Origin of the sequence: Paracoccus sp. MA (assembly GCF_020990385.1) — a bacterium.
Lineage (GTDB): Bacteria > Pseudomonadota > Alphaproteobacteria > Rhodobacterales > Rhodobacteraceae > Paracoccus.
In genome coordinates this window covers 75,078-88,838 of the sequence record NZ_CP087599.1, presented here as the reverse complement: position 1 = coordinate 88,838, position 13,761 = coordinate 75,078, and the positions used below count along the sequence as shown (strand labels likewise).

Annotated in this window: 16 protein-coding genes; 7 read left to right on the top strand and 9 right to left on the bottom strand. The window is 69.9% G+C overall.

The annotated features are described in order from the left end of the window. The first annotated feature begins 39 nt into the window (after positions 1-39). Both LOS78_RS19405 and LOS78_RS19400 read left to right on the top strand, forming a co-directional pair. Positions 40-306 carry a hypothetical protein gene (locus tag LOS78_RS19405; protein WP_230378813.1) on the top strand — a complete coding sequence of 89 codons (267 nt, stop codon included), beginning with the start codon at positions 40-42 and terminating at the stop codon, positions 304-306. Continuing rightward, positions 290-622, top strand: a complete 333-nt coding sequence (locus LOS78_RS19400) for a hypothetical protein (protein ID WP_230378812.1) — start codon at positions 290-292, stop codon at positions 620-622. Before LOS78_RS19405 ends, LOS78_RS19400 begins: the two co-directional genes overlap by 17 nt. Here LOS78_RS19400 and LOS78_RS19395 read toward each other — a convergent pair. From LOS78_RS19395 to LOS78_RS19375, 5 genes are all read right to left on the bottom strand, one after another. After that, positions 608-2,047, bottom strand: a complete 1,440-nt coding sequence (locus LOS78_RS19395; protein WP_230378811.1) for an FAD/NAD(P)-binding protein — start codon at positions 2,045-2,047, stop codon at positions 608-610. The two genes, LOS78_RS19400 and LOS78_RS19395, sit on opposite strands and share 15 nt — an antisense overlap. Then, entirely contained in the window at positions 2,044-2,727 is a 684-nt protein-coding gene (gene ribB, locus LOS78_RS19390) for a 3,4-dihydroxy-2-butanone-4-phosphate synthase (protein WP_230378810.1), read from the bottom strand. Before ribB ends, LOS78_RS19395 begins: the two co-directional genes overlap by 4 nt. Positions 2,728-2,935: 208 nt before the next feature. Next, positions 2,936-4,063 (bottom strand): FMNH2-dependent alkanesulfonate monooxygenase, encoded by a 1,128-nt coding sequence (gene ssuD, locus LOS78_RS19385; protein ID WP_230378809.1) that lies wholly within the window; start codon positions 4,061-4,063, stop codon positions 2,936-2,938. Then, positions 4,060-5,517 carry an LLM class flavin-dependent oxidoreductase gene (locus tag LOS78_RS19380; RefSeq protein WP_230378808.1) on the bottom strand — a complete coding sequence of 486 codons (1,458 nt, stop codon included), beginning with the start codon at positions 5,515-5,517 and terminating at the stop codon, positions 4,060-4,062. The genes ssuD and LOS78_RS19380 overlap by 4 nt, the downstream gene beginning before the upstream one ends. A gap of 15 nt (positions 5,518-5,532) precedes the next feature. Continuing rightward, positions 5,533-6,090 carry an NAD(P)H-dependent oxidoreductase gene (locus LOS78_RS19375; protein ID WP_028712990.1) on the bottom strand — a complete coding sequence of 186 codons (558 nt, stop codon included), beginning with the start codon at positions 6,088-6,090 and terminating at the stop codon, positions 5,533-5,535. A gap of 262 nt (positions 6,091-6,352) precedes the next feature. Here LOS78_RS19375 and LOS78_RS19370 point away from each other — a divergent pair, with 262 nt between their 5' ends. The 4 genes from LOS78_RS19370 to minE all read left to right on the top strand — a co-directional run bounded on the left by LOS78_RS19370 (position 6,353) and on the right by minE (position 9,726). Further along, positions 6,353-7,636 (top strand): solute carrier family 23 protein, encoded by a 1,284-nt coding sequence (locus tag LOS78_RS19370; RefSeq protein WP_230378807.1) that lies wholly within the window; start codon positions 6,353-6,355, stop codon positions 7,634-7,636. 205 nt (positions 7,637-7,841) lie between these two features. Next, entirely contained in the window at positions 7,842-8,600 is a 759-nt protein-coding gene (minC, locus tag LOS78_RS19365) for a septum site-determining protein MinC (protein WP_230378806.1), read from the top strand. Positions 8,601-8,623: 23 nt separating this feature from the next. Next, on the top strand, positions 8,624-9,445 hold the full coding sequence (gene minD / locus LOS78_RS19360) for a septum site-determining protein MinD (RefSeq protein WP_084637825.1): 822 nt from the start codon (positions 8,624-8,626) through the stop codon (positions 9,443-9,445). Positions 9,446-9,447: 2 nt separating this feature from the next. Beyond that, a complete protein-coding gene (gene minE, locus LOS78_RS19355) occupies positions 9,448-9,726 on the top strand; it encodes a cell division topological specificity factor MinE (RefSeq protein ID WP_028712986.1) in 279 nt (92 codons plus the stop codon). 57 nt (positions 9,727-9,783) lie between these two features. Here minE and LOS78_RS19350 read toward each other — a convergent pair whose 3' ends face one another. From LOS78_RS19350 to LOS78_RS19335, 4 genes are all read right to left on the bottom strand, one after another. Then, entirely contained in the window at positions 9,784-11,364 is a 1,581-nt protein-coding gene (locus LOS78_RS19350; protein ID WP_230378805.1) for a GMC family oxidoreductase, read from the bottom strand. Between the two features lie 12 nt (positions 11,365-11,376). Next, a complete protein-coding gene (locus LOS78_RS19345) occupies positions 11,377-11,919 on the bottom strand; it encodes a twin-arginine translocation pathway signal (protein WP_028712984.1) in 543 nt (180 codons plus the stop codon). A gap of 50 nt (positions 11,920-11,969) precedes the next feature. Beyond that, a complete protein-coding gene (locus LOS78_RS19340) occupies positions 11,970-12,365 on the bottom strand; it encodes a VOC family protein (protein WP_230378804.1) in 396 nt (131 codons plus the stop codon). 121 nt (positions 12,366-12,486) lie between these two features. Continuing rightward, a complete protein-coding gene (locus tag LOS78_RS19335; protein ID WP_028712982.1) occupies positions 12,487-12,801 on the bottom strand; it encodes a ribbon-helix-helix domain-containing protein in 315 nt (104 codons plus the stop codon). Positions 12,802-12,927: 126 nt separating this feature from the next. Between LOS78_RS19335 and LOS78_RS19330 the strand changes: the two genes are divergently transcribed. Next, entirely contained in the window at positions 12,928-13,641 is a 714-nt protein-coding gene (locus tag LOS78_RS19330; protein WP_230378803.1) for an adenosylcobinamide amidohydrolase, read from the top strand. Positions 13,642-13,761 lie beyond the last annotated feature (120 nt).

Genomic DNA, 13,761 nt, shown 5'->3' with positions numbered 1-13,761 from the left:
CAGGCAGGCTTTGGCGATTCTTCGACAGGAGGGCCCCGCATGACCATGATCCAGTTTTCCGGCGCCGGGCTGCTGGCCCCGCGGAAGGAAGGCGACCAGCTGTTCGAGGTGCGGCTGATCGACCGCCGCACCGGAGAGGTGCCCCGGGTGAACGGCAAGCCGCTGAGTTTCCTGACCCATGCGCCGCGGCATGCGGCCGCCGAATTGCTGCGCGGCCGCGACCGGACGCTGTGGCGGACCCATGTCGAGCCGGTCGAGCCCCCGCGGCGCGACGGCAGAGGGCCGGGCGATGGCAGGCCCGGCTGAGCGCATCCTCGACCGGGTTTTCCTGCTGACCACCAGCAGGCGGCGGCATCCCGCGCCGGTCGGCGGCGAGGCGGGCGGCGAGTGGACGGTGCGCGAGGCCGGGCCGCGCTGGTTTGCGCTTTGGTCCGGCGATGCGGCGCGCCTGCGCCGGCTGCGGGTGCTGCTGCTTCCGGCGGATTGGTTGGGGCTGACCGCCGAACAGGACCTGGCGCTGCTGCAGGCCCAGCTGGGGCAGGGTCCATGGCCGGGACAATCGGGCCGGGCGCTGCGCGAGGCGCGTCTGGCCTTGCGCAGGGCGCTTTCACGCGGGGTCTGACCGCCGGGCGGGCGCCGCCGCGGGCAGGCTTTCGGCCAGCCGGGCCGCGACGGCCTCGGCATGGGCGGTGACTTCGGGGATGCCCATGAGCTCACCGACATGGCCGCGCGCCAGCGGTCCGGCGACCAGCAGGCCGGGCACCGGCCGGCCGTCGCCGCCGACGGCCCGGCAATGATCGGTCACCTCCAGCCCCAGACCCAGCGGGTCGGGGCGGATCAGCCCGGCCCGGGCCATGGCGTCGAGCAGGGCCGAGCTTTGCAGGATGTCGCCATGCGCCGGGCCGGTGGTCAGGATCACCGCGTCGAAAAGCTCGCTCTGCGGCGCGACGCGGCGGGCGTGCCAGTCCACCTCGATGCCGCCCGGCGCCTCATGCGCGGCCAGCAGCCGCCCGGCGACGATCCGCAGCCGGTCCTGGGCGATCAGCCGGTCCAGCACCTCCTCGACCTGGGGCGCGATGCGGAAGCGGTGAACGTCCCACCAGACGCGCAGCCAGCGCAGCAGCTTGCCGCGCTCGGCCTGGGGCAGGGCGGCCCAGATCGCTTGGCCGTCGCGGCGCACCTGGTCCAGCGCCGCCTGCCAGGGCAGGCCGGCATCGCTGTCGCGCCGCACCGCCTCGCGGATGCGGCGCAGCAGCTCCAGCGCGCTGCGCGCCGGCTTTTCGGCGAAATCCACCGTCGATTCCGGATAGTCGAAGGCATGCTCGCGCGAGCGCAGGCCGCGCCGCGACAGCGCCAGGATGCGGCCGGCAAAGCCCTGCCGGTCGAGGCTGGCGATCACGTCGGCCGAGGTCAGCCCGGTGCCGACCACCAGCACCCGGCGCGCCGATTGCGCCACCGCTGCCAGCTGCCGGCCTTGTCCCGAGGGATCGGCGATCAGCCGCGGCGAATCGCGCAGCGCGGCAAGGGCGCGGGGAATGCCGGGCGGCGGATGGCTGGTCGCGATGACCACGCGGTCGGCGGCCAGCTCGCCGCCATCGTCCAGCCGGATGCGGAACCCCGCCTTGCGGACGACCTCGATGGCGCGGGCGCGCAGATGGCGGATGCGCCCGGTCGCCAGATAGGGCTGCAGGTTGGCGTTCACGTAATCGGCCACCAGCCGGCGCTGCGGGAACAGCGCCCCGTTCGCGGCCCGGCTGCCGGGGGAAAGCCCGGCGCCGCTGGTCTCGATCCAGTGCTGGAGGCCGCCCTCCTCGGCGCAGTCCATGGTCATGCGCGCGGCGGGGACATTGATGCGATGGCTGGGATCGGCGGTCGAATAGGCCAGGCCCTCGCCCAGCCGGGGACGCGGCTCGATCACCAGGATCGCGGCGGGCGCCGACAGCGCGCGCGCCAGATGCCAGGCGACCGTCGAGCCGCTGAAGCCGCCGCCGATGATCGCCACGACCGGCATGGCCGCGGCCGGCTGGTTCGGGCCCAGATCCTTCATGCGACCTCATCCATCATCGGGTCCGGGACGGCCTGGCCTGCGAGAGGCGCGGCGCCTTCGCCGGCCAGCCGCCAGGCGATCAGCTCGGTGATCGCCAGCTGCCGCAGGCCGTGGCGGCTGGCGAAGGCCTGCAGCGCCGGGCCGCGCATCATGCTGCCGTCGTCGTTGACCAGTTCGGCCAGCACGCCGACGCCGGGCAGGCCTGCGCGGCTGGCCAGCTCCCAGGCGGCCTCGGTGTGGCCGGGCCGGGCCAGCACGCCGCCGGGCTGCGCGCGCAGCGGGAACATGTGGCCGGGCCGGCGCAAGGCCGCCGGATCAGGGTGCCCGGCAAGCGTGCGCAGGGTCAGCAGCCGGTCCTGGGCCGAGACGCCGGTGCCGCAGGCCGCCGCGTCGCAGCTGACGGTATAGGCGGTCCCGTTCGGGTCCTGGTTGCCCTGCACCATGGGCGGCAGGTCGAAGCCGGCGCAGCGCGCCGGGTCCATGGCCGCGCAGAGGATGCCGGTGGTGTGGCGCACCATGAAGGCCACCTCAGCCGGCCCCATGGCCGCGGCGGCGCCGATCAGGTCGCCCTCGTTCTCGCGGTCCTCGTCATCGGTGACGATGACCAGCCGCCCGGCGGCGATATCGGCGATAGCGGCCCGCACATGCGCGTCAAGCCGTTCCGGGGTTTTCACGGTCATGGAGACCTCCTGCCTTCGGTTTCGCCAAGGACCGGCAGCCTTGGCGCATTGTCGTGGAAAAACCCTGCCTGCATGGCGCGGGGCAGGACGGCATCCCGGATTTCGTCCGGAAAGCCTTGGGGCCTGGCCGGGTGGGCGAGGGGTTCGCCGCTGTCCCGCGGGCCGGCGCGGCGGCCCATGCCGATGAAGGGAAAGCCCATGGCATTGCTCAGGAGGCGGCGCGGGCGCGAATGTCGAAGGCGCCGCCGGTCTGGCTGCTGCCGCGCAGCGTCACCGCCTGCTTGCCCAGCAGCGGAAAGACCAGCTCGGCAAAGCGGATCGATTCTTCCAGATGCGGATAGCCGGACATGATGAAGGTCTCGATGCCCAGCTCTTGGTATTCGCGCATCCGCGCCGCGACCGTCTCGGGGTCGCCGACCAGGGCCGTGCCGGCGCCACCACGCACCAGCCCGACCCCGGCCCAGAGATTCGGCGCGATCTCCAGCTTGTCGCGGCTCCCCCCGTGCAGCGCGGCCATGCGGCGCTGCCCGACCGAATCCATGGTCGCGTAATTCGCCTGCGCCCGGGCGATGTCGTCGTCGGTCAGGCGGCTGATCAGGCGCTCGGCCTCGGCCCAGGCCTCGGCCTCGGTCTCGCGCACGATGGCGTGCAGGCGGATGCCGAAGCGGACCTTGCGGCCGTGTTTCGCGGCGCGGGCCCGCACATCGGCGATCTTCGCGGCCACGGCCGGGCGCGGCTCGCCCCAGGTCAGATAGGCATCGACATGCTTGCCGGCCAACTCGTGCGCCGCCTCGGAAGAGCCGCCGAAATACAGCGGCGGATAGGGTGCCTGCGGGCCGGGATGGAAGTTCCTCGCCCCCTCGACGCGGATGTGCTTGCCGTGGAAATCTACCGTTTCGCCCTGCATCAGCCGCTTCCAGACCGTCAGGAACTCCTCGGCGTTCTCATAGCGGCCGTCATGGCTGAAGAAGGCGCCGTCGGCGGCCAGTTCGCGCGGGTCGCCGCCCGGCACCACGTTCAGCAGCAGCCGCCCGCTAAGCGCCTCGTCCAGCGACGCCGCCTGCCGCGCCGCGGCGGTCGGGCCGCTGATCGAGGTGCGCAGCGCCACCAGCAGCTTGACCCGCTGCGTCACGGGCGCCAGCGCCGCCGCCGCCACCCAGGGATCGAGACAGCTTGCCCCGGTCGGGATCAGCATGCCGTCATAGCCCAGCCGGTCCACCGTGGTGCCGATGTCGCGCAGATAGGCGGTGCTGGGCGCGCGGCCGAAATCCGAGATGCCCAGATAGCGCGTGTCGCCCGAGCTGGGCAGGAACCAGAAAACCTCCGGCGTGGTCATTCCGCAGCCTCCGTGTAACGCGGGTCCGTTCCCTCGAATGCCGAGGGGCGGCTGGCATCGGCGACGCTTTCGCGACCGATGTAGTGCCGGCGCCATTGCGCGGCGGGATGGCTGTCGCGCACCCGGCCGCCCGGGTCGCCCAGCAGCTTTTCGCGCAGCGTGCCGGACGCGTATTCCGTCTGCGCCCGGCCGCGCTTGCGCAGCTCGGGCACCACGAAGTCGATGAAATCCGTGGTCGAGGCCGGGGTGACGGCATAGGCCAGGTTGAACCCGTCCACGCCGCCCTCGTCGACCCATTTCTCCAGCGCGTCGGCCACGGTTTGCGGCCCGCCGACCAGCACCGGGCCGAGTCCGCCGATCGAGCGCCTGCGGATCACGTCGCGCACCGTCCAGGCTTCGCCGTCGGCCGCCAGCGATTCCAGCGTGGTGCGCAGGCTGTCGTTCTCTACCGCCGCCAGCGGCTGGTCGGGGTCGAGCGTCGAGAAGTCCAGCCCGGTCCAGCCGCCGTAAAGCGCCAGCGCCCCCTCGGCGCTGGCATAATCCAGGTATTCCTCATACTTGCGCCGCGCGGCCTCGTCGGTCGGGCCGGTGACGACGGTCAGCAGGGCGAAGATCTTCAGGCTGTCCGGTTCGCGTCCGGCCTCGGCCACCTCGGCGCGGATGGCATCGGTCAGCTTCCGCGCCGTCCCGGGGCTGGTCGCCAGCACGAACATCGCCTCGGCATGGCGCGCCGCGAACTGCCGGCCGCGCGAACTGGCCCCGGCCTGGAAGATCACCGGCGTGCGCTGCGGCGAGGGCTCGCAAAGATGGAAGCCGGGAACCTTGAAATACTCGCCCTCGTGCCGGATCGGATGGACCTTGCGCGCGTCGGTGAAGATGCCCCTTTCCTTGTCGCGCAGGACGGCGCCGTCCTCCCAGCTGCCCTCCCACAGCTTGTAGGCGACTTCCATGTATTCCTCGGCCAGGTCGTAGCGGGCGTCATGGGCGATCTGGCGCTCCATGCCGATATTCCTCGCGGCGCTGTCCAGGTAGGAGGAGACCACGTTCCAGGCCACCCGGCCCTTGCTCAGGTGGTCCAGCGTCGAAAGCCGGCGCGCCAGCAGATAGGGATGCTCGAAGGTCACCGCCGCGGTGATGCCGAAGCCGAGATCCCGCGTCACCGCCGCCATGGCCGAGATCGCCCCGAACGGATCGTTCACCGGCACCTGCGCCGCGTCGCGCAGCGCCGCCTCGGCCGAGCCGCGATAGACGTCGTAGACCCCCACCACATCGGCGATGAACAGCGTGTCGAAGCAGCCGCGCTCAAGCTCGACGGCGAGGTTGGTCCAGTATTCCAGATCGTTGTAGCGCCAGGCCTGGCTGGAGGGATGCCGCCACGTCCCCGCCGCCTGATGGCCGACGCAGGTCATGTCGAAGGCGTTGAGGATGATGCGCTTTTTCGCTGGAATGGTCATGATCGCTCCGACAATTCAGCCCGCTGCGCGCAGGGGCGCCGCCTGCCGGCTGGGAAGATGCGCGGCGAACTGCGCCACCGCCCGGTCCAGCCGCTGCGAGGCGGATCCGGAAGCCAGCGCCTCGCCGTCGAAATCCGAGGACGAGACATAGAGCCCCGTCGCCAGCGTATGGGCCTCGAAAAAGCCGAAGACCGGCCGGAGCTGGTGTTCGATCACCAGCGCATGACGATCGCCGCCGCCGGTCGCCGCCAGCAGAACCGGCTTGCCGGCCAATGCGGCCGGGTCCAGCAGATCGATGAAATGCTTGAACAATCCGGTATAGCTACCCTTGTGGACCGGGCTGGCGACGATCAGCGCATCGGCCTGCAGAAAGGCGTCCAAATGCGGGCGCAGCCCGGAACCATGCGGCTGGCGCAGCGTGCCGAAATCCGCCCCCAGATCGCCGATGTCGAAGACATGCGCGCTGCCGCCGAAACGGGCGACGGCGCGATCTGCGGCCTCGGCCACCAGCAGGCGGGTTTTCGAGGGGCGGCTCCAGGAGCCGGCGAAGGCGACGAAACGGGGTCCAGGCACGGGCATTTCCCTAAAAGACGACTTGGTTGGTAGTGAAAACATAGGCCCGCGCCCCCAGCTCGGCCATTCCAAACTCGGGCGCCGCCGGAGACGGGGCTTGTCGCGGGGGCCGGCCGGCAGAGAAGATCGTTCCTCCGCGCCCGGCCCGCGGCCCTGGGCGGGGCGGTCGCGGGGGCGGCGGGATCACGCAGGGTTGCCACTGGCCTTTTCCGGCAAAGCCCCGCATTAGCCTGGGCACGCAACCGAATCCCCGAGGGACGTGATGGGCTATTTTCCTGACTGGCGCCCGGCCGCCGGCGCCACGGTGCTACCCGATGAAAAGCTGCCGCTGGCCCAGGCCCTGCCGATGAGCCTGCAGCACCTGCTGGCGATGTCCGGCTCGACCATTCTGGCGCCGCTGATCATGGGTTTCGACCCCAATGTCGCGGTGTTCTTTTCCGGCATCGGCACGCTGCTGTTCTTCCTGGTCACCGGCGGGCGCGTGCCCAGCTATCTGGGCTCGTCCTTCGCCTTCATCGCGGTCATCATGGCGGCGACCGGCTTTGCCGGGCAGGGCGCGAACCCCAACATCGCCGTGGCGCTTGGCGGCATCGTCGCCGCCGGCCTCGTCTATGCGCTGATCGGCCTGATCGTCATGGCCATCGGCTCGGCCTGGGTCGAGCGGCTGATGCCGCCGGCGGTGACCGGGGCCATCGGCATGTCCATCGGCCTGAACCTGGCGCCGGTGGCGGTCCGGCAGCTGACCGGCAGCCACGCGCATCTGGCCATCGCCGCGGCGACGGTGCTGTGCATGGCGCTGGTCTCGGTCTACGGCCGGCAGGCGACGCGCAGGATCGCGGTGCTGATCGCGCTGCTGTTTGGCTATGCGCTGGTGCTGGTTTGCGGCAACGGGCTGGGGCTGGTGCCGGGCATCGATTTCGCCGCCGTCGCCGCCGCGCCCTGGTTCGGCGTGCCGAATTTCACCGCGCCGCGTTTCGAATGGTCGGCGATCACCCTGATCGCCCCGGTCGCCATCGTGCTGGTGGCCGAGAACCTGGGCCATATCAAGGCCCTGGGCGCGATCACCGGGCAGAACATGGACCGCTATATCGGCCGAGGCTTTCTGGGGGACGGGCTGGCCACCATGCTGGCCGGCGCGGGCGGCGGCACCGGCGTCACCACCTATGCCGAGAATATCGGCGTGATGGCGATGACCCGGGTCTATTCGACGCTGATCTTTCCCATGGCGGCCGCCATCGCGATCCTGCTGGGCCTGTCGCCGAAATTCGGCGCCATCCTGCAGACCATCCCGGCGCCGGTGCTGGCCGGGCTTGCGGTCTGCGTCTTCGGCCTGATCGCCTCGGCCATGGCGCGGATCTGGGTGGACAACCGGGTCGATTTCTCGGACCCGCGCAACCTGTTCACGGTGGGCGTGGCGCTGATCTTCGGCGCCGGCGACTTCACCGTCACCATCGGCAGCTTCGCGCTGGGGGGCATCGGCACCTCGACCTTTGCGGCGCTGCTGCTTTACCAGCTGCTGGGCATCCGCCGCCGGGCCGAGGGCTGATTCGCGCCCGGCCGCGCCCGGCGGCCGGCGCGGGCGACGGATTCCTGCGCAAATTCGCCTTTTGCGCCGGCATGGTTCCGCTGAATCCGCGCGCGGCGCCAGTTGCCAATGGACGCTGGCGCCCGGACGTATTAGGAAGACCGGCAAAAGCGCGGGCGCGCCCGCCCGCGTCACACGCAAGAACAGAGCAGAACCGAGCACAGTGATGCAATCCGGCAAAAGCGCGGCCCAGACCGTCGCGACCGTGAAGCCTTTACAGATCCGCGGCCGCACCTTCACGGCCATCGCGCTGCATCTGTCCGGCCGGCCGGACCGGGCCTTCTTCGAGGCGCTGGAGGCACGGCTGAACCAGACGCCGCTGTTCTTCGACAACGCGCCCCTGGTGGTGGACCTGGAGCAGGCCCAGGGGCTGGACAGCGCCGCCGAGCTGATTCAGCTGACCGCCGAGCTGCGCCGGCGCAAGCTGTCGGTCTTTGGTGTGCAAAGCGGCACGGCCGCGCAGGCCCGGGCGGCGGCCGAAGCCGGGCTGATCTCGTTGCCCGGCGGCCGCGACATCGCGCTGGAGCGCGTCTCGCGGCAGGGCAGCCGCCCCGAACCCGTGCGCGAGCCCGCCCCGGCCCCGGCGGCGAAGGAGCCTGCGAACCGCATGGTCACCCAGCCGGTGCGCTCGGGCCAGACGGTCTTTGCCGATCGCGGCGACCTGATCGTCGTGGGCTCGGTCGGCTCGGGGGCCGAGGTGATCGCGGCGGGCAACATCCATATCTACGGCCGGCTGCGCGGCCGGGCGCTGGCCGGGGTGCATGGCGATGCCTCGGCGCGGATCTTCTGCCATGCGCTGGATGCCGAGCTGCTGGCCATCGCCGGCCTCTACCGCACCAGCGAGAATCTGGGGCCCGACACGCCGCGGCAGCATGTGCAGGTCTATCTTCAGGGCGAGGTGCTGCGCATCGAGTCCCTCACATGACCCATGATCGAAAGGAAACGCTCGTGAGCAAGGTTATCGTAGTCACCTCTGGCAAGGGCGGCGTCGGCAAGACCACCTCCTCGGCGGCCATCGGCGCGGGGCTGGCCATGCGCGGCCACAAGACGGTCGTCATCGACTTCGACGTGGGCCTGCGCAACCTGGACATGATCATGGGCTGCGAGCGGCGCGTGGTCTTCGATTTCATCAACGTCATCCAGGGCGATGCCAAGCTGAAGCAGGCGCTGATCAAGGACCGTCGGCTTGAGAACCTGCATGTCCTGCCGACCTCGCAGACCCGCGACAAGGACGCGCTGACGCAAGAGGGCGTCAAGAAGGTGCTGGACGAGCTGCGCGAGGATTTCGACTATATCGTCTGCGACAGCCCCGCCGGGATCGAGCGCGGCGCGCATCTGGCGATGTATTTCGCCGACGAGGCGGTGGTGGTGACCAACCCCGAGGTTTCCTCGGTCCGCGACAGCGACCGGGTGCTGGGGCTGTTGAACAGCAAGACGGCGCTGGCCGAAAAGGGCGACGGCAGCGCGGTCAAGGCGCAGCTGCTGCTGACCCGCTTTGACCAGAACCGCTCGGCCAGCGGCGAGATGATGAGCGTGCAGGACGTGCTGGAGATCCTGGCCATCCCGCTGCTGGGCATCATCCCGGAAAGCACCTCGGTGCTGAAGGCTTCGAACGAGGGCACGCCGGTGTCGCTGGATGAGAAATCGCCGGCCGGCAAGGCCTATATGGACGCCGTCGGCCGGCTGGTCGGCGAGCAGATCGAGATGCGGGTGAACCCCGGCGAGCAGCGCCGCGGCTTCTTCCAGCGGCTTCTGGGACGGACGGCCTGACCATGTTCGGTTTCTCATTCCGCCAGCGAAAGCCCAGTTCGGCGCAGACCGCCAAGGAGCGCCTGCAGATCCTGCTTGCGCATGAGCGTTCCAGCGGCGGGTCCAATCCGGATTTCCTGCCCCTGCTGCAGCGCGACATCTTGGAAGTGGTGCGCCGGCACATGGAGATCGACAGCGACGCCGTGGATGTCAAGCTGGAGCGCAGCGACGATCTGTCGAGCCTGGAGATCAACATCGAGCTGCCCTATGCCAAGCAGCTGAAGGCGCGGACGGCCAGCTAGGGCCGCGCCCGTCCCGGCATGGACGGCCCGCCCGGGCAAGGGCGGGCCGCTTCTCGGTCAAAGCGCGCCTTTCTCCATCTCGGCGGCGATATGCTCGGCCTGGCGGATCGCCAGCGCGACGATGGTCAGCGTCGGGTTCTCGGCCGCCGAGGTGGTGAAGACCGAACCGTCCGACACGAACAGGTTCGGGACGTCATGCGCCTGGCCCCATTTGTTCACCACCCCGTCGCGCGGATTGTCCGACATGCGGTTGGTGCCGAGGTTATGCGTGGACGGGTAGGGCGGCGTCGGCAGGATGCGCGTCGCCCCGGCCGCGCGATAGATCCGCTCGCCCGCGGCATAGGCATGGTTGCGCATGGCGATGTCGTTGGGATGGTCGTCGTAATGCACGTTCGGCACCGGCAGGCCGAAACGGTCCTTTTCGCTGCGGTTCAGGGTGATGCGGTTCGTCTCTTGCGGCAAGTCCTCGCCCACGATCCACAGGCCGGCCATGTTCTCGTAGCTGTCCAGCGCCGTGGTGAACTCACGCCCCCAGCCGCCGGGGTCCATGAAGGCCGCCATGAAGGGGATGCCCAGGGCCAGAGTCTCCAGTTCATAGCCGCCGACGAAGCCGCGCGAGGGGTCGTGATGCGCCTCGTCCTGCACGATGCCGGCCATGGTGGTGCCGCGCCATATCCGCACCGGGCGCTCGAAGATCGCATAGACCGAGCCGGTGGTGTGGCGCGTGTAGTTGCGGCCGACCTGGCCCGAACTGTTCGCCAGCCCGTCCGGGAAGCGGTCCGAGGCCGAGGCCAGCAGCAGCCGCGGGCTTTCGATGGAATTGCCGGCCAGCGCGACGATGCGGGCGCGCTGGAACTGCTCGGTTCCGTCCCTGTCGATATAGCGCACGCCGGTGACCTTGCCGTCCTCGTCATGCTCGATGCGGGTGGCGTGGCTATGGTCGCGCACTTCCAGATTGCCGGTCGCCTCGCCGCGCGGGATGTCGGTATAGGCCGCCGACCATTTCGCGCCCCATTTGCAGCCCTGGAAGCAGAAGCCGGTCTGCTGGCAGGCCATGCGGTCGTCGTTCTCGACCGAATTGATCGCCATGCGCCCGGTCGAGACCTTGCTGTAGCCTGCGGCCTTGGCGCCCTTTTCAAGCACCAGGTAGTTGTTGTTCCCCGGCAGGCCGGGCAGGTCGTTGGTGCGGGTGACGCCCAGCTTCTTCTCGGCCAGATCGTAATAGGGTTCCAGCTCGGCCAGGGTGATCGGCCAGTCCAGCAGGTTCGCGCCATCGACCGGGCCATAGGTCGTCAGCGCCTTGAACTCGTGTTCCTGAAAGCGCAGCGAGGCCCCGGCCCAGTGGATCGAGGTGCCGCCGACCGCCTTGACGATCCAGGCCGGCAGGTTGGCAAAGTCCCGCGCCACCCGCCAGTCGCCCGAGGTGGTGCGCATGTCGCCCCAGCTCAGCTGCGCGAAACTGTCCCATTCGTCGTTGATGTAATCCTCGGGCAGGTAGCGGCCGCCCGCCTCCAGCGCCACGACCTTGACGCCCCTTTGCGCCAGCTCGTTGGCCAGCACGCCGCCGCCCGAGCCGGTGCCGATCACGACCACGACCGAGGCGTCGTCATGCCCGAATTTCGCCACATTGTCAGCCATGTCCGCCTCCCCTCACAGCCAGTCGATGTCGTTGAAGCCGCGCTCGATATAGCCGCCCTGCGAGAAGCTTTCGCCCTCGTAGCCGAAGACCGGCCAGACCTCTTTCTGGTTGTAGAGCCCGGTCACCAGCCCGGCGCGCACGGTCTGGAAAAAGGGCGTGTGCTCGATCAGGCGCAGCATGGCGACGCGGTCCTTTTCCCAGCCCGCGGCCAGGTAGCCGTCGAAGCCCTGCGCCTGCGCGACGAGGTTCAGCCCGGCCACGCCCTCCTCGATCATCTGCGCCTGTTCGGGATTGTCATGCGCCTTGACGGCGATGGCATAGAAGCGGTCGGCGATGCGGTCATGCGGATAGATGTCGCGGGCCATCTGGATCAGCACCGCCATGGTCTCGGGCTTCAGCGCCGCGGTCTCGACCGCCCAGGCCGCATCGCGGGCGGCGACGAAGCCCGAGCCGACCACGAAGGTCGCCCCCGCCGCCATGGCACGCGCCAGCAGGCCGCGCCGGGTCAACCCCCTGACATCGCTGCCAGAGGGGGATATGTGGGTGACAGTCATCTCACTCCTCCCTGAGTTGGTTGGCCCGCCCCTCCCGGCGGGCTGCCTGCCTAGAGGTAACGGCCTGCGCGCTGCAGCACCTCGATCTCGTATCCGTCCGGGTCCTTGATGAAGAAGAAGCGGGCGATGACCTCGCCGCCGGGGGCGAAATCCACCAGCTTGCGCGGGGCCAGACCCAGATCGGTCAGCCGCCGGTGCTCGGCCGCGACATCCTCGACCGAGACGGCCAGATGGCCGTAGCCGTCGCCCAGCTCATAGGGCTGCTGGCGGCCCTTGTTGATGGTCAGCTCCAGCTCGAAGGTGCTTTCGGCATTGGCCAGATAGACCAGCGTGAAGCTGTCGAAATCCAGCCGCTCGACCGGCTCCAGCCCGAAGGCCGCCTTGTAGAAGGCCAGCGAGCGCGCCTCATCCGTCACGCGGATCATCGAGTGAATCATCTTGGCCATGCGGACCCCTTTTTCCGATCTTTGCACCAGTATCGGAAGCGCCGGGGCCCTGCGGGTAGCATCATGCTACCACGTGGCGGTTTTTCGGGCCTTTTCTTCCTTGGCGCCGGCCGGGCGGGGATCAGGCCGCCTGCGCCACCCGCTGCGCCGCCTTGCGGAAATCCTGCGCGCCGCGGCCGCGCAGCTCCAGCTGCACCAGGCAGGCGCAGCGCAGGAGCGAGGTGAAATTCACCGGCTCGCCGCCCAGCTGCAGCACCTCGGATTGCAGCGTGGACAGGAAGGCGGGCGTGGCCATGCCCTCGCCGGCGGCGATCTCGTCGATGATGTCCCAGAAGGCCTGTTCCAGCCGGATCGAGGTGCTTTGCCCGTTCAGCCGCAGCTTGCGGGTCACCGGCTGATAGCGGCGCGGGTCCTGGCGCGAGAAGACTTCACACATGACATGGTTCCCAGACTGGCAGGCGGGTTCGGCCGATCATAGCACGCGCCGCGGCATTTGCTACGCGCGCTTGATCGTCGCCGCGCGATGGCGCAAACCGGGCCGGAACCGGCGGCGGGGGACGGGATGACGGCGGCAGGAACGGTTTTGCGGGTCAGGCTGACCCCGCCCTGGCTTCTGGCCGATCTGGGGCGGCAGCGGCGGGTCCTGTCCTTTGCCCCGCACCGCCCCGGCTTCGAGGCGGCGCGGCATATCCTGCTGCGCCAGGTCCGCGACGCCGAACTGGGCCCCGAACTGGACGCGACCCGCTGGCTGGCGGCCGAGATGGCGCGGATCGGCCATGCCGGGGCGGTGGGCATGATGACCTCGCGCGCGCTGCGCCATCACCGGCTGGCCTGTGCCGGCCCGGTGGCCTGCCTTGCCACCGTGGGGCTGGGCAATGCCGAGCGGGTCGGCCGCCGCCGCATGGTGCCGCCGCGCGGCCATGGCACGATCAACATCGTCCTGCTGGTCGAGGAGGGGCTGACCGATGCCGCGATGATCGAGGCGCTGAGCATCGTCGCCGAGGCCCGCACCGCCGCCATCCTGAGCGCCGGAATCGAGCTGCCGACCGGGCGCGCTACCGGCACCGGCACCGATTGCATCGCTGTGGCCTGCGATGCCGGCGGCACGGCCTTCGCCGGGCTGCACACCGCCCTGGGCGAGGCGATCGGCGCCGCGGTGCACGATGCGGTGCTGGCCGGGGCGCTGGCCTGGATGGCCGAGCACGGCAGCCGCTCGCCCCCGACCGCGCCGGACCTTTGCCATCCGTGCCCGGCGCCCGGCGGCGCCGATCCCTGACGGTTTGCGCGGCGACGTTCGGGCGCGGCGCGGCCCGGCTTCTGCGGAGGAGCAACTTACCCCACAATTATTTCATTGTGGGGTAGCGGCGCTTCCGCTATCCTGCCCCACAGGAAAAAA